20 protein-coding genes and 1 tRNA gene are annotated in these 17496 nt (G+C 65.0%); 11 read left to right on the top strand and 10 right to left on the bottom strand.

What is annotated here, in order from left to right; translation table 11 throughout:
- Positions 1-47: 47 nt before the first annotated feature.
- Positions 48-515, bottom strand: coding sequence for an Hsp20 family protein (locus tag AB4118_RS00680; RefSeq protein WP_441487913.1), 468 nt, complete (start codon positions 513-515; stop codon positions 48-50).
- A gap of 193 nt (positions 516-708) precedes the next feature.
- Here AB4118_RS00680 and AB4118_RS00685 point away from each other — a divergent pair, with 193 nt between their 5' ends.
- Positions 709-1764, top strand: a complete 1056-nt coding sequence (locus AB4118_RS00685; protein WP_441487914.1) for an alpha/beta hydrolase — start codon at positions 709-711, stop codon at positions 1762-1764.
- Here the strand turns inward: AB4118_RS00685 and hisN are convergent.
- A complete protein-coding gene (gene hisN / locus AB4118_RS00690; RefSeq protein WP_069879102.1) occupies positions 1669-2451 on the bottom strand; it encodes a histidinol-phosphatase in 783 nt (260 codons plus the stop codon). The genes AB4118_RS00685 and hisN overlap by 96 nt on opposite strands.
- Positions 2452-2791: 340 nt before the next feature.
- Complete coding sequence (locus AB4118_RS00695; protein ID WP_441487915.1) at positions 2792-3712, bottom strand: N-formylglutamate amidohydrolase; 921 nt, start codon at positions 3710-3712, stop codon at positions 2792-2794.
- A gap of 255 nt (positions 3713-3967) precedes the next feature.
- On the opposite strand from AB4118_RS00695, the gene cpdR reads away from it, so the two are divergent.
- A complete protein-coding gene (gene cpdR, locus AB4118_RS00700) occupies positions 3968-4327 on the top strand; it encodes a cell cycle two-component system response regulator CpdR (protein ID WP_038363805.1) in 360 nt (119 codons plus the stop codon).
- Positions 4328-4458: 131 nt separating this feature from the next.
- Positions 4459-4533, top strand: a tRNA-Val gene (locus tag AB4118_RS00705).
- A gap of 254 nt (positions 4534-4787) precedes the next feature.
- Here AB4118_RS00705 and AB4118_RS00710 read toward each other — a convergent pair.
- Positions 4788-5921, bottom strand: a complete 1134-nt coding sequence (locus AB4118_RS00710; protein ID WP_441487916.1) for a serine hydrolase domain-containing protein — start codon at positions 5919-5921, stop codon at positions 4788-4790.
- A 169-nt stretch (positions 5922-6090) separates the two neighbouring features.
- Positions 6091-6759: a thiaminase II gene (gene tenA / locus AB4118_RS00715; RefSeq protein WP_441487917.1), complete on the bottom strand. Its 669-nt coding sequence runs from the start codon at positions 6757-6759 to the stop codon at positions 6091-6093.
- Between the two features lie 560 nt (positions 6760-7319).
- Between tenA and AB4118_RS00720 the strand changes: the two genes are divergently transcribed.
- Both AB4118_RS00720 and sugE read left to right on the top strand, forming a co-directional pair.
- Positions 7320-8069, top strand: a complete 750-nt coding sequence (locus AB4118_RS00720; protein WP_441487918.1) for a F0F1 ATP synthase subunit A — start codon at positions 7320-7322, stop codon at positions 8067-8069.
- Between the two features lie 25 nt (positions 8070-8094).
- Complete coding sequence (gene sugE / locus AB4118_RS00725) at positions 8095-8412, top strand: quaternary ammonium compound efflux SMR transporter SugE (protein WP_113511072.1); 318 nt, start codon at positions 8095-8097, stop codon at positions 8410-8412.
- A 90-nt stretch (positions 8413-8502) separates the two neighbouring features.
- On the opposite strand, the gene AB4118_RS00730 is transcribed toward sugE, so the two are convergent.
- Together AB4118_RS00730 and AB4118_RS00735 are read right to left on the bottom strand one after the other, a co-directional pair.
- Entirely contained in the window at positions 8503-9171 is a 669-nt protein-coding gene (locus tag AB4118_RS00730) for a hypothetical protein (RefSeq protein ID WP_441487919.1), read from the bottom strand.
- Positions 9172-9287: 116 nt separating this feature from the next.
- A complete protein-coding gene (locus AB4118_RS00735; protein WP_441487920.1) occupies positions 9288-9833 on the bottom strand; it encodes a MarR family winged helix-turn-helix transcriptional regulator in 546 nt (181 codons plus the stop codon).
- A 122-nt stretch (positions 9834-9955) separates the two neighbouring features.
- On the opposite strand from AB4118_RS00735, the gene AB4118_RS00740 reads away from it, so the two are divergent.
- From AB4118_RS00740 to AB4118_RS00755, 4 genes are all read left to right on the top strand, one after another.
- Positions 9956-10747, top strand: coding sequence for an MBL fold metallo-hydrolase (locus tag AB4118_RS00740; protein WP_441487921.1), 792 nt, complete (start codon positions 9956-9958; stop codon positions 10745-10747).
- Positions 10748-10924: 177 nt separating this feature from the next.
- Complete coding sequence (gene ykgO / locus AB4118_RS00745; RefSeq protein ID WP_038363015.1) at positions 10925-11050, top strand: type B 50S ribosomal protein L36; 126 nt, start codon at positions 10925-10927, stop codon at positions 11048-11050.
- Positions 11051-11197: 147 nt separating this feature from the next.
- Positions 11198-11854: a tetratricopeptide repeat protein gene (locus AB4118_RS00750; RefSeq protein WP_441487922.1), complete on the top strand. Its 657-nt coding sequence runs from the start codon at positions 11198-11200 to the stop codon at positions 11852-11854.
- 53 nt (positions 11855-11907) lie between these two features.
- Positions 11908-12876: an alpha/beta fold hydrolase gene (locus tag AB4118_RS00755; protein ID WP_441487923.1), complete on the top strand. Its 969-nt coding sequence runs from the start codon at positions 11908-11910 to the stop codon at positions 12874-12876.
- A 100-nt stretch (positions 12877-12976) separates the two neighbouring features.
- Here the strand turns inward: AB4118_RS00755 and pyk are convergent, their stop codons facing one another.
- Genes pyk through AB4118_RS00770 form a run of 3 tightly spaced genes read right to left on the bottom strand, consistent with a single transcriptional unit; the run spans position 12977 to position 16139 of the window.
- Positions 12977-14416: a pyruvate kinase gene (gene pyk / locus AB4118_RS00760; RefSeq protein ID WP_441487924.1), complete on the bottom strand. Its 1440-nt coding sequence runs from the start codon at positions 14414-14416 to the stop codon at positions 12977-12979.
- Between the two features lie 10 nt (positions 14417-14426).
- Entirely contained in the window at positions 14427-14876 is a 450-nt protein-coding gene (locus AB4118_RS00765) for a DUF1036 domain-containing protein (RefSeq protein ID WP_441487925.1), read from the bottom strand.
- 6 nt (positions 14877-14882) lie between these two features.
- Positions 14883-16139 (bottom strand): glycerate kinase type-2 family protein, encoded by a 1257-nt coding sequence (locus tag AB4118_RS00770; RefSeq protein ID WP_441487926.1) that lies wholly within the window; start codon positions 16137-16139, stop codon positions 14883-14885.
- A gap of 173 nt (positions 16140-16312) precedes the next feature.
- Between AB4118_RS00770 and AB4118_RS00775 the strand changes: the two genes are divergently transcribed.
- Together AB4118_RS00775 and AB4118_RS00780 are read left to right on the top strand one after the other, a co-directional pair.
- Complete coding sequence (locus AB4118_RS00775) at positions 16313-17107, top strand: N-formylglutamate amidohydrolase (RefSeq protein ID WP_441487927.1); 795 nt, start codon at positions 16313-16315, stop codon at positions 17105-17107.
- A gap of 110 nt (positions 17108-17217) precedes the next feature.
- Complete coding sequence (locus AB4118_RS00780; RefSeq protein ID WP_043233170.1) at positions 17218-17460, top strand: DUF2312 domain-containing protein; 243 nt, start codon at positions 17218-17220, stop codon at positions 17458-17460.
- The last annotated feature ends 36 nt before the right edge of the window (positions 17461-17496 follow it).

The raw sequence follows: 17496 nt of genomic DNA on the forward strand, positions 1-17496 counted from the left end.
CCGGAAACCGGGGGCGCCCTCTGTCTGCCAGCCCTGGGCTGGGCGTGTTACGCGGCCTTAGAAACCTTGGCCTCGAGCACCTTGGCGGGTTTGCCGCCGATGGCGATCTGGCGCGGCTTCTTGGCCTCGGGAATCTCGCGGACGAGATCGATATGGAGCAGGCCGTTCTCGAGGCTCGCGCCGGTCACCTGGACATAGTCGGCGAGCTGGAAGCGGCGTTCGAAGGCGCGTGCGGCGATGCCCTGATGCAGGACTTCGCGCTTCTCGGCGCTTTCGGAAACCTGCTTCTCACCGCGTACGGTCAGGGTGTTTTCCTTGCTTTCGATGGCAAGGTCGCTGTCGGAGAAGCCGGCGACCGCGATGGAGATGCGGTAGGCGTTCTCGGCAGTGCGCTCGATATTGTAGGGCGGATAGGTCGGCGCGGTTTCAGCGCTGGTCGCCTGGTCGAGCAGGTTGAACAGACGATCGAAGCCAACGGTCGAGCGATAGAGCGGGGAAAGATCGAAGTGACGCATGATGTCCTCCAGAAGAAGCGACGTTTGGTCGAGCCTGCCTCGTCTTGAGCACAGGCCCCATTCAGGTTCACGCAGCCGGTATCGGCCTACGTGACCAGGAATTGGGGAGCGATTTCAGCTTTTCAAGAGCCGCCTCGAGCGGGCATAACCGAGGGCATCCGCCCGGGACTGTCGCCGCGATTCGGAGCGCCTGATGGCCGAGGCCGAGCTTTTTTCCCTCCCCGACTACCCGGTTCCCGGGCATGGCAAGGTCTGGCTTGCCCTGGCGCGCGACGGAGCCAGGCTCCGCTTCGCGAGCTGGCACCCGACAGTAAAGCGAGTGCGTGGTACCGTCGTGATCATCCAGGGGCGCGCGGAGTTCATCGAACGCTACAGCGAGACGATCGCCGAGCTGCGCCGCCGCGGTTTCCACGTTCTCGCCTTCGACTGGCGCGGCCAAGGCGGTTCGCAACGCTTCGTCTCGCGTGAACGCAAGGGGCATGTCGGCCGTCTGCGGCATTACGAGACCGACCTCGCACTTGCCATGGCGGAAATGCAGGCCCGGCTGCCGCGTCCCTATTTCGTTCTGGCGCATTCGATGGGGGCGGCGCTGTGCCTCGACGCCGCCCGGCGCAACGCATTGCCGGTCTCGCGACTGGTCGCGCTCGCGCCTATGCTCGGCCTCTCCATGGTCGAGCGGCCACGGGCGGCTAGCTATCTCGCAAGCGTGCTGTACTGGCTCGGCCTCGGCAGCGCCTTCGTGCCTGGCGGCGGTGACACGGCGATCGCGACCAAGCCATTCCAGGGCAATCGGCTGACGAATGACCCCGTCCGCTATGCCCGGAACGCCGCGCTTTCAGCTGCGGCGAGCCAGCTGAGCATCGGCGATCCGACCGTCGGCTGGGTCAGGACCGCGTTCCGGTTGATGAACCGGCTGGCGGCTCCCTCGGCGCCTCTAGAGGTCAGGGTGCCGACGCTGGTGATCGCAGCCGGGCGCGACCCGGTGGTCTCGACGCCTGCAATCGAGCGCTTCGCGGCGCGGCTGAAGACCGGTTCGGCATTGATATTGCCGACTGCGCGTCACGAGATCCTGATGGAAACGGATGCCGTCCGCGCGCAGTTCTGGGCGGCCTTCGATGCATTCATTCCCGGCGAAGCGATCGCCGGGGCCGGCTCAGCCGGCGAGCAGGGCGAGGGCGGCCTGATGCAGCGTCCTGTTGGCGGCGGCGATGATGCGTCCGCCCTTGGCGGCACTGCCGCCATCCCATGAGGTGACGATTCCGCCGGCGCCTTCGACGATCGGGATCAGAGCGACGATGTCATAGGGTTTCAGCCCGCTCTCGATGACGAGATCGACATGGCCCGAGGCCAGCATGCAATAGGCATAGCAATCGCAGCCGTAACGGGCGAGGCGCACCGCGCTTTCGACGCGCAGATAGGCTTCCTGCTCGGCACCTTGAAACAGTTTTGGGCTGGTGGTCATTACCGTCGCGGTGGCCAGCTCGCCGTTCTGGCGCGTGCGCAGCACCCGTGGCCCGCCCGGACCCTCATAGCGTGCCTGTCGGCCGTCGCCGGAATAGCGCTCGCCGGTGAAGGGTTGGTGCATCATGCCGTAAACCGGAACGCCCTCGCGGGTCAGGCCGATCAGCGTGCCCCAGACCGGGATGCCGGAGATGAAGGCACGGGTGCCATCGATCGGGTCGAGCACCCAGACATATTCGGCCTCACCGTTCTCCGTGCCGAACTCCTCTCCGAGCACGCCATGCTCGGGGAAATTGCGCTTGATCAGGTGGCGCATCACGTTCTCGCCGGCGCGGTCGGCCTCGGTGACGGGATCGAACACGCCGCCGCAGGACTTGTCCTCGGTCGCATGCTTGGCGCGGAAGAAGGGCAGGATCGCCTGGCCGGATTGGGTCGCGAGTTCCGCGACGAAGGCGCCGAAATCAACCGCACTCATCTTTGCTCTCCGGAGCTGCGCTATGCTGCGCAGCAAAAATGCAGGATCCAGCCTGCTCGCTCGGTTCTTCTAGCGGCGCTCGTCGTCGGAAAACAAGGAATCTGACGGAAAATCAGCAGTTTTGGATTGCGTGCGGCGCATGGCTCATAAGATTTTCGACAAAGGCGCTTGCTTTTTTGCGCTGCACAGTCATATTGTGCACTGCGAAGGGGCGATCACCTCAAGCCTTCGTTTGCCCTCCTTGGGCGTTTCCTCCCTAGACTTGGGCCGCCACGAAAGTGCGCGGCCCTTTTTTCTGCGCTGCGCCGATGCCGTCATCGCAAGCCTCTGAGAAAACAGGCTATTCCGCAGCTTCGCGCCAATCGTCGAGCCAGCCGCTCCAATGCGCGAAGCACTCCGCCATGGCGGTGCCGATCGCCTGCTCCAACTCTGCAAAACCGGTATGCGGCTCCAGGTTCGCTTCGTTCATGTAGAGGGACCGGTTGATCTCGATCTGCAGGGCATGCACGCCTGAGGCCGGAGCGCCGTAATGTTCGGTGATGAAGCCACCGGCATAGGGGCGGTTGCGCGTGACGCTGAGCCCACGCCGACGAAAGGCTTCCTCGGCGATGTCGATGATGTAGCCGGCGGCGCTGGTGCCGAAGCGGTCACCGAGAATCACATCCGACTTGGCGAGCCCGTCGCGGTCGAGCCCGGTCGAGGGCATCGAGTGGGCGTCGACCAGAATGCAGGTGCCGAAGGCGCCTTGCGTGCGCTGGACCAGGCTGCGCAGCCCGGCATGGTAGGGGCGATAAAGCTCGTCGATCCTGGCGAGTGCTTCCTCCACCGGAATCTTGCCAAAATAAATCTCGTGCGCGTCTCCGACGATGCGTGGAATTGTGCCGAGCCCCCCCGCGACCCGCATCGAGCGGGTATTGGCGAAGGCGGGCAGGCGGCCGTCGAACATGCGCGGGTCGAGCTCATAGGGCTCGCGGTTCACATCGAGAAAGGCACGCGGAAATTCGGCCACAAGCAGCGGCGCACCAAGGGCGACCGTCTGCGCGAAGAGCCGGTCGACATAGGCATCCTCGGAGCGGCGCAGCGAGCGCAGCGGCAATCGTGCTCGCTCCACGAAGCCGGGAGGGTAGCGACGGCCGGCATGCGGCACGTCGACCACCACCGGCACGACCTGGAGCGGCGGCTGATAGAGGCTGAAGGGGCGCTCGATCTCGACGACGATGTCGGCGGCTTCAGCAGAAAAATTACCGGACGAGATGGTCATGCACGAGGACTGAAGCACACATTGCCGAGCGGATGAAGCGATCTTGAATTCGGCGCTGAATCGAACATCGCGTTCACGCCTTGTTTACCATGTTGGCGCGTTATACTGCGATAGTGTTCCAAGCGCTCCGGGCAGGCGATAACGCTTCGGCGCGTTGGCTCGGAATGCCGAATCGGGCGAGACGAAACAGAGAAGGGGTTGTCCGGGGTGGGCGGCCTCTATCGATAGGCCGAACGGGACGGACGAAGCAGGCCCATGACCAAGATACTTCTCGCTGAAGACGACAACGACATGCGCCGCTTTCTGGTCAAGGCCCTGCAGAATGCGGGCTACGACGTGGCGTCGTTCGATAATGGGCTTTCAGCATATAATCGCCTGCGTGAAGAGCCCTTCGAACTGCTGCTGACCGACATCGTCATGCCGGAGATGGACGGCATCGAGCTGGCGCGGCGCGCCACCGAGCTCGATCCCGACATCAAGGTGATGTTCATCACAGGTTTCGCTGCAGTTGCGCTCAACCCCGATTCCCAGACGCCGAAGGACGCAAAAGTGCTGTCCAAGCCCTTCCATCTGCGCGAGCTGGTGAACGAGGTCGAGAAGTTGCTCGCAGCCTGAGCGCTTTTTGCAATCAAGCGTCTTGCAAGGCGCGAAATGAGCGGCTATAGCCCGCTCAACCTCGCAACAGGGACACGCCGCAAGGCCGAACCTGTTCCGACTGCCAGGGCAGATTATCGTCACGGCATGACGGGCGCGTAGCTCAGCGGGAGAGCACTACGTTGACATCGTAGGGGTCACAGGTTCGATCCCTGTCGCGCCCACCATTTCACAAAACCCGGATATCGCTTTGAAGAGCGGTATCCGGGTTTTTGCGTTTGGTGCCTCAATGGCAAGGGCAGCCGCGATGTCCGAATGCCGTCTGATACGCGGCAGGGGGCTCCGCCCATCCCTTGAGGGCGGACGGCGCGAATCACTGCCGCCCATGCTTTGAACCGGTCTCCGCCGGGCTCAGGCGGGGACCTGCGGCTCCACCGTCCACAGGGCCCGGTCAGGGCCGACCAGCCGTCGGCAAACCCGCCTAGCGGGCCGCTGCGAGCATGCGATCGACGAAGCCGTCGAGGGCGGATTTGTCGATCCAGCGCAGCACCGCAACGAGATCCTGCGTGGGATCGAGCCAGATTGCGTTGACGCCGGCACCAAGCGCGAAGACGGCCGTGGCGGGAACATTCGGCCGGGCCGCCGCGCCCCGGTTGAGCCACCAGAGATAGCCGTAATTCTCGAGCGTGGGTGAAGGCGACAGCATGTCGTCGATCCAGGCCGGCGATAGCAGCTCACGGCCAGCCCAGGCGCCACCGCGCCCTACGAGCAGGCCCAGCCGGGCGTGGTCGCGCGCGCTGACGAAGAGGCCGCCGCCCCAATGGCCGCCGCCGGGCACGGACTGCACGCTCCGGCCGTCGATCTCGACCGAGGAATTGCGGTAGCCCTGCCACTCCCAGCCTTGCGAGGCCCCGATCGGGTCCATGATGCGCTCGCGCAGGACCTCGGGCAGCGGCTTGCGGAAGCGCTGCAGCAGGCAATAGGCCAGCAGGTTCACCCGTACGTCATTGTACTCGTAGTGGCTGCCAGGTGGCTTGAGGGCGCGCTGCTCGCCCTTGCGGCTGTTGTCGGCGCCCGGCCCGATCTGCCGGTTATGATCGACCTGGTCCGACTTGCCGAAGATTTCCCCCTGCCATTCGCTCGATTGCTGCAGGAGATGGCGCCAGGTGATGGTCGCATTCTGCGCGCCCTCGAACCAGGGACCGTCGACGGTTTTCGCCACCGGCTCGTCGACATCGCGAATCAGTCCGTCGGCGACGGCAAGCCCCGCCAGCACGGCGATATAGCTCTTCGCGATGGAGAAGGTCATGTCGGCGCGGGCCGTGTCGCCCCACTCGGCAACCAGGCGGCCGCCCCGGAGGATCAGGCCGGCCGGACCGCCGCGCTCCCTGACCGGGCCGACGATCTCGCTCCAGGGGCCTGACTCGTTCCATTCGACGAGGCCGACATAGCGCCCGTCGGGATAATAGAAGCTGCGCGGCCAGGTGCTCTCCTGCGCCTTGGCGAAGTCGACGGCAGCCTGCAGCCTTGCGGCGTCGAAGCCGGCTTCGGCCGGTGGAATGGTTTCCCAATCGCCATTGGCCGGCGGTACATAGGCATCATTGGTCTGAGACACGTGGCTGATCCTCGGAGGCATTTCGCGGGCCGATCATTGCGAAACGCTACCATACCCGACCGGTCTCAGCCGTCATGTCGAGAGTGATCCCGGCCTGCGCCGCATGCCGGGCGCGCAGAGCTCGCCGGCCGGCTGCAGGTGGTCGGGGCGGATCGGTGGATGATCCCGGCTATGCGGTGCCGTCGTTCAGCGCCATTTGCCAGAAATCCGCCTCGAGACGGGAGGCCTTGGCAAAGAGGGTCGTGAGTTCGGCAAAGCGCCGTTCCGTCATCGCCCGCGCGGCGAGATCGTCGAGATGGCGCCGGGCTGCCATCGCGATTTCCTGATAGGCATCGCCGGCATATTCCCCGATCCAGTCGCGATAGGGATGGTCCCCGAGTGCTTCTGGGCCCGCGGGAGTAAGGTTTCGCCCGATTTCGGCATAGCCGATCACGCAAGGGGCGAGCGCGACATGCAGGTCGAGCAGGTCGCCCGAGACGCCGCAGTCCAGCACGAACCGGGTATAGGCAATCGTCGCGGCATGCTCCGGTGCTGCTTCGATCTCGGTGGGGTGCAGCCCCCAACGGCCGCAGAGCCGGATATGGAGGTCCATCTCGACGTCGAGGATGGCTGCCAGGCCGGCCTTGGCCGCCCGCATGTCGGAAAGCGTGCGGCCCTTGTAGATTGCGAGCGCATAGGCGCGGGCGAACTGGATCAGGAAGAGATAATCCTGCACCAGATAGGTACGGAAGGCGGCCTGCGGCAGCATGCCAGTCGCCATTTGCCGGACGAAGGCGTGGTCGACATAGCTCGTCCAGTCGGCCTTTGCTGCGGACTTCAGTCGATCGAAAATGTCCATCTCAGGCGTTGTCTCCACAGGCGGTGCCAGCCGGATGCGCGAAATGCGGCATCAGGCCGCCGGAACCGATAGGCTTTGGCGGGTCAGGCTGCAAATTCCGGCTCTACCCCCGAATTCGAACAGCTTCAGGGTGTTTTCGGCGATGGAAGCGCTCGGACCGGTTAGCGCTCGCGGCGGCTTTCTGTCCGTCATCAATGTGAAGGCCAGCCCGTCCGGTTGACGTGAAATTCACTTCGCTCTAGAGACCGGCCCGCACTGGACGACCTGTGCCATCTGTAACGCTGGGGACGGCCCCATTGTCTCGGGAGAGATAATGGAACCGACATGCCCCAGGCATGGCCGCAGGCTGCTGATTGATCAGCGAGCCGGGCCTTCTTCTCAGAAACTGCCCTCTTCCCAAAACCTGACGAACCGCTTCGCCCGCTGGCACGTCCATGCGCGCCGTCCGGATTCGTCCCGTATCCCGCCCGCAGTCGAAGCGTTGGCCTGCACGGCCTGGCGCCTGCCGACGCATCGCGGGGCCGTTCCCGTTTCAACCCACATGACGCAAGAGGTTCGCCGTGGCCGGCCCGATTGAGCAATTCGAAATCAAGACGCTGTTCAGCCTTGGGGAGGTCGCTGGGCAGGAGATCGCCTTCACCAACTCATCCGCCTTCATGATCGCGATCGTCGCCATCGCCAGCGGCTTTCTGCTGTTCTCGACCCGCGCCCGCGCGATTGTCCCTGGCCGTGCCCAGGCCCTGAGCGAAATTCTCTACGAGTTCGTACGGAACACGCTCAGAAGCATCGCAGGCGAGCATGGCATGCGTTTCTTCCCGCTGGTCTTTTCGCTCTTCATCTTCATCCTGTTGGCCAATCTGATCGGAATGTTGCCGTTCGCGTTCACCGTGACGAGCCATATCTCCGTGACCTTCGCGCTTGCCATGCTCGTCTTCTGCACGGTGACGATCTATGGCCTCGTGAAGCATGGCTTCGGCTTCCTGCGGCTGTTCCTGCCGTCGGGCGTTCCCATCGTCCTTGCGCCGATCATCGTCCTGATCGAGGTCGTCTCCTATATCTCGCGACCGATCAGCCATTCGATCCGCCTGTTCGCGGTCATGCTGGCCGGCCATATCGCGCTCAAGGTCTTTGCCGGCTTTGTCGTCGGCATGACCGGTCTCGGTGCGGTTGGCATCCTTGGAGCGGTGCTGCCGCTGATCATGACGGTCGCCCTCACCGGTCTGGAGGTACTGATGGCAATCCTGCAGGCCTACATCTTCACCATGCTCACCTGCATGTATCTCAACGATGCCCTTCACCCGAGCCATTGAGGCCGCACGAGACGGAGTATCAGCAATGGCTTGGATCTATCTGCTCTTTGCAGGCGTCTTCGAAGTCGTGTGGGCGTCGACCATGAAACAGTCCGAGGGCTTCACGAAGCTCGGGCCCAGCGTGATCACGATCGCGACGATGATCATCAGCTTTGGCCTGCTGGCCGTGGCGATGAAGTCGCTGCCGCTGGGCACGGCCTACGCGATCTGGACGGGAATCGGTGCGGTCGGAGCTTTCCTCGTCGGCATTTTCGTAATGGGAGAGGCCGTCACCTTCTTCCGGATCGCCAGCGTCAGTCTCATTGTCGCCGGGCTGATCGGGCTCAAGCTTTCGACGGCCTGATGACGCTCGCCTGCGATCATCGCAGACGAACGGCCACCCGGTTGGGTGGCCGTCTTGTTTCAGGGCATGTGTCGATGCTGATCGTTCGGCTCAGTTCGTCGCGAAGCAGTAGAACAGGCCGGCTCCCCCCGTGCCGCGCAGCGCTTCCTGGCTGCAGCCTCCCCGCGACGCATGCGAGGTGTTCCACGACTTCGCCGGTGGGGATTCGTCCAGGCCGCTGCGGTCATGGTGGCCGAGCATGACGGCGCCCTCCGTACCGCTCTTGGTGTAGTTGCCGCAGGTCCGGTCCTCGCCGGGGCCGAAGGCGGTGCCGTCTGCCTGGGAGCCTGTGAGCATATCGTGCTGGTTCGGTGTATCGCCGCGACCATTGACCGGCTCGCCCTTCTCGTTGAGCGCGGTCTGTTTGGTCAAGCCGGCCGCGCCGCCATGCAGGTCAGCGACGCTGGTGGCGATCACAGCTCCCTTGGCGTTGCGCCAGGGCCCTGGGCCGATGCGGTCTCGCGCGTTGACGGCTGTGGTGCCGCCAGTCGCCTGCGTGGAGAGATAGGCCCGCCAGGTCTTGCTGCCTGCACCCGCCGCCTGGGCAAGACGCTGGCAGATGGCGTCGGCGCCTGCGAGGCCGCCGAGATCGGCACCCTTCGCGGATCCGGCACTGGTGACAAAGAAGGTCATTTCGGACGTCTGGGCCTGGGCCGAGCCGGGGGCAAATGCCAATAGTCCAGCCGCAGCGACAAGCGTGAAACACGTCACGCGCTTCATGTGGTCCTCCCTTCGTTCTGGATCGGTCTGTGCTTCGGTTCCCCTACTTCTCGGTCCGCCGGGGCTCAGAGTGACAAGTTAATCGGGTAACAACAAGGCTTTGGGGGCGACGGAAACTAGCCGTGCCCCTGCGTCGTCCCGGGATTATCCTCGATGGCCCGGTTGAGTTTACGCAGCAGCGCGGCAAGGGCCCCGCGTTCTTCCGGCGAGAGATGGGTCAGAAAGGTCGCTTCGCTTTTCATGTCGGCGCGGAAAGCCGCCTCCACCTTCGCGCGTCCGCTCTCGGTCAGCTCGACGGCAAGACTCCTTCCATCGGTGTCGGACGGCACGCGCCTGACGAGGCCCGCCCTTTCAAGCCGAGCGAGGCGGTGGCTGAGGCTGCCCGAGGCGATCATCAGGCTGGTGTAGAGTTCAGTCGGCGTCAGGCGGAACGGCGCGCCCGCGCGGCGGAGCGAGGAGACGATATCGAATTCGCCGCGATCCAATCCAAATCCGGCGAAGGTCGCCTCGATGCTTGGGCGAACAAGGTTGGAGAGGCGGTAGGCCCGACCCAGCACGGCCATGGCGCCGGTATCGAGATCAGGCAATTCGCGCTGCCACTGTGCGCGCAGCCGGTCGACATGATCCTGGGTCTCGTCAGCGTCGGCCAAGGCACTCTCCATCAGCCAGAGTATCTTGACATGAAGATAGATTGATGAGCTAGTATCTTCATATGAAGATAGTTTGGCGGCACCGAATGCAGGGGCGTTCGATGCCGGCCTTCGTTCAAGCCGGAGACAGGCTCATGCCGCGCTTCATCTGCCGCCAATGCGGCGCCCGATTTCCCGATACGGCCACCCCGCCCGACGCTTGCCCGATCTGCCGTGATGAGCGCCAATACGTGCGCTGGGACGGCCAGGAATGGCTGACGCCGGGCGAACTCGCGTTCGGTCATTCCGTCGTCTGCAGCGAGGACCATGGCGTGCTTGGCCTGCGCATCGCACCGGCCTTCGCGATCGATCAGCGGGCGTTGCTGGTCGAGGCGGAGGAGGGCAACCTGCTATGGGACTGCATCGGGCTTGTGACGCCCGAGGCGGTCGAGGCGATCCGCGCGCGCGGGCCGGTGATCGGCATCGCGATCTCGCACCCGCATTACTACACCGCGATGGCGGAATGGGCGGCCGCGCTCGGCGTGCCGGTCTATCTCCACGCTGATGATCGGCAGTGGGTGACCGAGCCGGACCCTGCCATCCGCTTCTGGGACGGCGAGGCCCTGAAGCTTGGTCCGACCTTGACGCTGTTGCGCTGCGGCGGCCATTTCGCTGGGGCGACCGTACTGCACCATGCCAAGGGGGAGGGCGCGCTCTATTGCGGCGACGTGCTGCAGGTGGCGCAGGATCGCCGCTATGTCAGCGTGCTCTATTCCTATCCCAACATGATTCCGGTCAATGCGGCGACGATCCGGCGGATCGCCGCGGTTCTCGAGCCTTTTTCCTTCGCAAGGATCTATGGCGCCTTCGAGGGAAGGGTCATCGCCGGCGACGGTAAAGCGGCGCTGGCACGCTCCTTCCGGCGTTATCTGGCCGCGATCGCCTGAGGGTATTCGATGGTTTTCGCACGCTGGACCCTTGCGATCGCCGGAAAAATCCGTATACAGCCGGCATCGCATCAGCCGCGCCGTTCGAGTGGTCGATGAGGATCGCCCGCCGGTCCGCGTCGCAGCTGTGAATTTTTGACCGATTCGTCCGAAAGGCGGATCGACGGAGTAGAGACGATGAAGATCCGCAATTCGCTCAAGTCGCTGCGCGCCCGTCATCGCGACAACCAGCTGGTTCGCCGCAAGGGCCGCGTCTACATCATCAACAAGGTCCAGAAGCGCTTCAAGGCGCGCCAGGGCTGAGTTGGCGCGCGGCTTTCGCTGCCGCGACGTTTTGATGCTGACTCCAGATTTGAAGGTGGGCGCGCTCGGCGCGCCCACCTTTTTTGGCATGAGCCTCTCGCCACGTCGTGATTTGACGCGACCGCACGAGCCCCTAATCTTGTGGGCATGAGCATTCCTCGTCTGCCTTCCGCTGCTCTTGCGCTTGTCCTGGCGACAGCCTTGCCGTTCGGGCTAGGCGCTGCCCTGGGGCAGGACAGCGCACCAGCGCAGCCTGGCACCGTGCCGCATTCGGACACGACGGATAATCCGGCGGCACCGGCTCCCGGTGCCTCGCGCAGCCCGGCTGCGACGCTGGATCGGCTGTTCGAGCGGCTTGCTGCCGCCAAGAGCCCGGAGGAGGCCAAGGGCATCGCCAATCTGATCCAGCGGCGCTGGGCGCGATCAGGGTCGGATACGGCGGATCTCCTGATGGCACGGGCGCAGGAGGCGATGCGATCCAAGGAGCTCGATCTCGCGATCGAATTGCTCGACCGCATCATCAGTCTCGAGCCGGACTGGGCTGAAGGCTGGAATCAGCGCGCCAACGCGCTCTTCCTCGCGGGCGATTCGATGCGCTCGATGATCGACATCGGAGAGGCGCTGAAGCGCGAGCCGCGTCATTACGGCGCGATGATGGGGCTCGGCACCATCCTGCGGCAGCAGGGGGACGACAAGCGTGCCCTGATCGCCTATCGGCGGGCGCAGGAGATCTATCCGCAATTCGAGGCCATCAAGGACGCAGTCGATTCGCTGAAGACCGAAGTCGACGGCCGCGACGCGTAGGCCCTTGCGGTTCACCAGTGAAACCAAAGCGAATGCGGCGACGTAAGCAAATCATGCTCGCGCGCGCCTTGCTCATTCTTCCTGCCCTTCTTGTTGCCGGCCTGCTCGCCAGGACGGAGTGGCTTGGCGTCGAAGCAGAACGACAGCATCCCCCCAAGGGCAGCTTCCTGACGCTTCCAGGAGGCAGGCTGCACTATGTCGAGCGCAAGCCGGTGGGCGAGATGCGCGGCACCGTCGTGCTCGTCCACGGAGCCTCGTCAGATCATGCCGACCTGCTGGCGACGCTCGGACCCGAGCTTGGCCATTACCGGGTGATCGCGCTCGACCGGCCGGGCCATGGCTGGAGCGATCGGATCGACGAGAACGCCATGGCTGATCCCGCTCAGCAGGCGACAGTCATCATGAAGGCTCTCGATCAGATCCTGTCGGAGCCCTTCGTGCTGGTCGCTCATTCGCTGGCCGGAGCGCTCGCAACGCGGATCGCACTGGATCACCCCGAGCGATTGCGCGGACTTGTCCTGCTTGGCGGCGTGACCCACCCCTGGCCTGGCGGCATTGCCTGGTATTATCACGCGGCCTCATGGCCTGTGATCGGCCCGGTCTTCACGCGATTGATCGGCGTGCCGGCGTCCGATGCCCTTTTGCGCTCCGGTGTCGAGAGTGTCTTTGCGCCGCGGCCGGTCACGCCCGGCTATGTCGCAGCAGGCGAAATCCGGCTGCTGCTGCGCCCTTCGACCTTCGAGGCGAATGCCCGGGATGTCGCCGCGACCCACGCCTTCGTCAGCGCACAGGCTCCGCGCTACCGCGATCTCAGGATTCCGGTGGTGGCGATCACCGGGGACAGCGACGCGATCGTGTCTCCGGTGATCCATTCCGCCGCGATCGCACGCGAGGCGCCGCAGGGGCGCTTCGTGCTGCTGCCGGGCGTCGGGCATATGCCGCATCACGCGGCGCCCGAAATCGTCGTCGAGGCAATCGACCAGTTGGCCGGACCGCGCTCGAGCCTCGCATTCGCGCGCTAAGGCATCGGCCCGAAAAGTGGATTGCGGTTTTCGGGAAAGCCGATGCAACACAAGGGGTCAGATCATCGGATACGATATCCGGTCCGATGATCTAAGGGCGTCAGGCCTTGGCGACGTGCTCCTTCGCGATGAAGGCGATACGCACCATGTTGGTCGCGCCCGGCGTGCCGAACGGGACACCGGCAACCACGATGATGCGGTCTCCGACCGCGGCATAGCCTTCGCGGACCGCGAATTTGCAAGCGCGGAAGGCCATATCGTCGATGTCGCTGGCGTCCTTGGTCACGACCGCGTGCACACCCCAGACCAGGGTGAGGCGCCGCGCCGTCCCGCGATTGGGCGTCAGCGCGATGACGGTCGAGTTCGGCCGCTCGCGGGCGATACGGAAGGCGGTCGAGCCCGAGGAGGTCCAGGCGGTGATGGCCTTGAGATTCAGCGTATCGGCGATCTCGTGGGCCGCCTTGGCGATGGCATCCGCGCCCGTGGCCTCGGGCTCAGCGCGTTGCGATTCGAGGATCGAGCGGTAGATCGATTCACTCTCCACCTCCTCGGCGATGCGGTTCATCATCGTCACCGCCTCGATCGGATATTGTCCGGCAGCGCTCTCGGCCGAGAGCATCACGGCGTCGGCCCCCTCGAAGACGGCAGTCGCGACGTCGGAGACCTCGGCGCGGGTCGGCACCGGAGCGGTGATCATGCTTTCCAGCATCTGCGTTGCGACGACGACGGGCTTGCCCATGCGCCGTGCCATGCGGGTGATGCGCTTCTGCGTGCCCGGCACCTTTTCCAGCGGCATCTCGACGCCGAGATCACCACGCGCGACCATGATCGCATCGGACGCCTCGATGATCTCTTCAAGCCGGAGCAGCGCTTGCGGCTTTTCGATCTTGGCGAGTGCGAGCGCCCGCCCGCGCACGATCTTGCGCAGGTCGGCCATGTCCTCGGGGCGCTGGACGAAGGAGAGCGCGATCCAGTCGACGCCGGCATCTGCTGCGGCTTCGGCGTCGGAACGGTCCTTGTCCGTCATCGCCGAAACCGGGATCGTGGTGTCGGGCAGGCTGACGCCCTTGCGCGATGAAAGCCTGCCAGCGACCGTGACGCGGGTCACCGCCTGCTTGGGGCTCGCCTTCTCGACGACGAGACGGATCTTGCCGTCGTCGAGGATGAGGGCGTGGCCGGGCTCAAGCGCACTCAGGATCTCGGGATGGGGCAGGTAGACGCGCTTCACGTCGCCGGGGGCAGGGTCGGAATCGAGGACGAAGCGCGCGTCCTTTTCCAGCATCACGCCACCATCGCCACCGAACTGGCCGACGCGCAGCTTCGGTCCCTGCAGATCGGCGAGAATGCCGACGGGGCGATGGAATTTCTCCTCCAGGCCACGCAACATGGCGACCCGCTCCGGCAGCGTCTCGCGCTGGGTGTGGCTCATATTGATCCGGAAGACGTCGACGCCGGCTTCGAACAGTTTGGCGCACATCTCCTCGCTGGCGGAAGCCGGACCCAGCGTAGCGATGATCTTGATCCGGCGTTCGCGCCTCATTCTTATGTCCTCATGGTCGCGGCGGCGTTGCGCCGGGGGTGGAATCGGTCAGCTGGATGGTCCAGCTCTTCTGCTCGCCGGTATCGACCTCGAAGAAGCCGGACCGGTCATATCCGCGGGCGAGGCAGTCCTCGATGCCTCGGATCGTAAATTCCTTGTTGCGCGTGCACATGATGGATTTGCCGGTCCATTCGCCACCCTTGTCGTAGTCGATGGCGTGCACGTAGTAGAACCTTGCCGCGAGCGTGCCGCGCAGCAGGGTCTCGCAGCCGCGCGGCGCGATGTTCCACCAGCCTTCGGTGACCCAGCCCTGCGCATCGCGATAGCCGATGGCGACACCGACGCGACTGCCCGTGGTGTTGCACATCCGCAGATCGGCGAGCGCGGGAGCCGCGCTTCCGAGAAGGCAGGCCAGCAGCAGGCCGAGGCGCAAGAGAGATCGGTCGAATCGGCTCGTCATGATCTTCTAAGGGTCGATCAGGATGACGCGGCAATCATTCACATTGGTCAAGGTCGGTCCCGTCCGCAGCAGGTCGCCAATGGCCTCGAAGAAGCCGGTGGAATCGTTGTCGGCCAGCGATTGGGCAGGAACGAGGCCGCGCTCCGCAGCTCGCGCCAATGTTGTCGCATCGATCACCGCGCCAGCGGGGTCGGTCGCCTCGCCGCCGCCGCCATCGGTGCCGTCGGTGTCGCCGGACAACGCGACGATGCCCGGCTCCCCGCCAAGCGCAATGGCCAGAGCCAACGCATATTCCTGGTTCGGGCCGCCGCGGCCCTTGCCGCGCAGGGTCACGGTCAGTTCGCCACCGGAGATGATCGCGGCGCGCCGCGCCTCTGCCTTGAGGCGCAGGGCAAGCGCGGCATGGTCGGCCGCAACCTCGCGCGCCTCGCCTTCGAGATCGGCGCCGAGATCTATGGGCTCGTATCCCGCGTCCCGTGCATTTGCGACCGCCGCCGCAATCGCGTCCTGAGGCCGGGCGATGATCTGGAATACGCTCCTGACGAAGGCGGGGTCGCCAGGCTTCGGGGTTTCGCTGGCGTCGTCGGCAAGCAGCGCGCGCGCCGCTGGCGGCAGGTCGAGCCCATAGCGCGCGACGATGGTGCGCGCATCGGCCATGCTGCTCGGATCGGGGACGGTCGGGCCCGAGGCGATCACGGTCGGCTCGTCGCCGGGGACGTCCGAGATTGCGAGCGTCACGAGCCGGGCCGGGGCGGCGGCCAGTGCGAGACGGCCGCCCTTGATGCGCGAGAGCCGCTTGCGGACGATGTTCATCTCGCCGATCGGCGCGCCGGAACGCAGCAGTGCCTTGTTGACTGCCTGCTTCTCCGCCAGCGTCAGGTCACCTGCGGGTGCGACCCAGTTGGCCGAGCCGCCGCCGGAGAGGAGCACCAGCACCAGATCATCCGCGCTTGCCGAGCGGGCGAGTTCGAGCGCGCGTTCGGCGCTGCGAATGCTGCCTTCGTCCGGCACCGGGTGGCCGGCGGCGACCATCGGAACATGGCGCGTCGCGGTCTCGTAGCCATGGCGGGCGACGGCATGGCCGACAAGGCGCTCGGGCGACAGGCCGGAGTCGAGATAATGCGCTTCCGCGAGTGCGGTCATGCTGCCGGCGGCCTTGCCGGCGGCGAGCAGGATCAGGCGGCCGTTCCTGGGTGGTTCGGGCAGGTGAGCGGGAAGGCAGCCGGACGGGCGGGCGCGGTCGACGGCGGCATCGAAAATCATCCTCGCAATGCGCAGGGCCTCAGCCGAATCGTTCCTCACCTGCTGCAAGTCCACCCCGCCTTCCACCCGCTGTCACGTCGATTTGGTCGACTTTCGTTGTATGCTCTTCTATGTCGCTGGCCGGCGGACGTCATCAGGCATTTGCCGATCTAATCATACTTTTTGGAGCGCCGATGCGGTCCGATTTTCCGATGGCGGATTCCGCCATAATGCTCGCCCCGGGCGAGGTCGAGATCATTCCCGGTGATCCCGCGACGGGTATGCTGTTGTTGTGCGATCACGCCTCCAACGCGATCCCGCCCGAGCTTGCGTCGCTCGGGTTGCCGCCCGAACAACTCGAGCGCCACATCGCCTATGATATCGGTGCGGCCGAGGCGGTGCGCGCCATGGCGCGTGCGACCGGCGCGCCGGCCATTCTGACCAGTTTCTCGCGGCTGCTGATCGATCCCAATCGCGGGCTCGACGATCCCACCCTGGTCATGCGCCTGTCTGATGGTGCGATCGTGCCCGGCAATGCCCGCATCGACGAGGCCGGCATCGCAGCGCGGATCGCCCGCTATTACGCCCCCTATGACGCGGCGATCGACCACGCCGTCGAGATGGCAGTCGCCGCCGGTCATCCGCCGGCGATCGTTTCGGTGCACTCCTTCACACCCTATTGGAAAGCGGTGGCGCGTCCCTGGCATGTCGGGGTGCTGTGGGATCGGGCAGGGGTGCTGGCCCAGCCGCTGATCGCCGCCTTCCAGGCCGAGAGTGATCTCGTCGTCGGGGACAATGAGCCCTATCGTGGCGGCCTGCCGGGCGACACGATCGACCGACATGCCACCCGTCGTGGCCTGCCTGATGCGCTGATCGAGGTCCGGCAAGACCTGATCGCGACGCCGGAGGCCGCGCGGGAATGGGGGCTGCGCCTTGCTCGCATCGTGCGGCCCTGCGTTGCGGCGCTGAATGCTGTCGCGATCGCCTGATGCGACAGCAGGACTGTTGAGCACTTTGTGCCAAAGGGCGGTTCGCGCTTGACGCCGGCCCCCGATCCGGGCGAACCCCTGCGGCCAAATCTATAGAGAAGGGTTTTGGAATGGACGATCCGGTTCAGGGCGATCAGCTCAAGAGCATCGTGCAGCGCATCGAGCGCCTCGAGGAAGAGAAGAAGACGATCGCCGACGACATCAAGGAGGTCTATGCCGAGGCCAAGGGCAATGGCTATGACGTCAAGGTGCTGCGCAAGGTCGTCGCGCTACGCAAGCGCGACCTGAACGAGCGCCAGGAAGAGGAAGCCATCCTCGAGCTCTATCTTCAGGCCGTTGGCGAGAGCGCCTGATCATTGCCTGTGCGAGCCTCGATAATTTGCACATCG

It is taken from the genome of Allobosea sp. 2RAB26 (assembly GCF_052115465.1).
Classification (GTDB): Bacteria; Pseudomonadota; Alphaproteobacteria; order Rhizobiales; family Beijerinckiaceae; genus Allobosea.